The organism is Pseudomonas sp. SWRI154 (assembly GCF_014268645.1).
GTDB lineage: Bacteria > Pseudomonadota > Gammaproteobacteria > Pseudomonadales > Pseudomonadaceae > Aquipseudomonas > Aquipseudomonas marvdashtae.
Window position 1 is genome coordinate 1 of record NZ_JABWQW010000065.1, and the last position, 1,059, is coordinate 1,059.

Here is a 1,059-nt window from a genome sequence, read left to right on the forward strand (position 1 = left end):
CCCTGGCGGCGCCGATCCCGCTGGACGAGATCGCCGGCACGCTCGACCCGCAACTGCCGAGCACAACGATCGAGATTGCGCTGGATCCGGCAATGGAAGCAGGCAATGTGATTGTGTTGGTCTGGAACGGCACCCAGGCGAACGGCACGCCCTATCAACCCGTTCTCCCATCGCACTCGATCACCACGAACGAAGCGGAGGGGCTGGTGCCGATCGAAATCGTCGTGGCCGGCGAGCACCTCACCGCTATTAATGACGGTACCCTCGATCTGTACTACAAGCTGTTGCGCGATGCGGTGAGCCGGGAAGTCATCGAAGATGAATCGCTGCACGCCGACCTGCTGAACATCGGCACTCCCCAGGCCGAACTGCCGCTGCCGGTGGTCGAGGGCGAGAGCGACGGGGTACTGGACCCGGCGGACAAACCGACCGGAACGCGCTTGATCGTGCGCCAATACAGTGGACAAAAGGCCGGCGACCGGGTGCATATCTTGTGGTGGGGCTCGAACACCGGCCGGTACCTGGACTCGATTCCGGTCACTGAATCTACCGAGACCCAAGACGTCCCATTCGCCATCAGCACCGCGTTGATCGAGGGCAACCGCGATGGCACGGTGCGGGCGATGTATTGGGTCAAGCGGGTTGGAGGCGGGACCAGTGCGTCGGAAATCTTACCGATAAGAATTGGTGCGGCCATGGATTTGACTGCGCCAAGCGTCAAACAGGCCGCCGGTACTGCGCCCAACCAGCAATTAAATCCAGTGGCGGCCAAGGATGCCCTGACCGTGGAGATTCCGGATTACGGTGTCCAGCCGGGCGATAAGGTCAGTGTGACCTGGGCCGGTACAGCCGGGGCAGGCTCCGACACCACGCCGATAAGCGATCTGCCTGCCAACCGAGAAATTGATCTTCCGGTTCGCGTGATCGCCTACAACTTGGACCGTTCGGTGACGGTGACTTACACCGTGACCCGCGGCGGCAAGGAGTCGCCGCCGTCAGAGCCACTTACCCTGGCTGTGCAAGCCCTCGCCCAAGACGATCTGCTGGACGCCAAGCCGA

The 1,059-nt window shown here is 62.2% G+C and carries 1 protein-coding gene; it reads left to right on the forward strand.

Translation table 11 applies throughout. The annotated features are described in order from the left end of the window. Positions 1–1,059, forward strand: a 1,059-nt coding sequence (locus HU806_RS26155; protein ID WP_186615789.1) for a hypothetical protein, incomplete at both ends; no start/stop codon positions are given.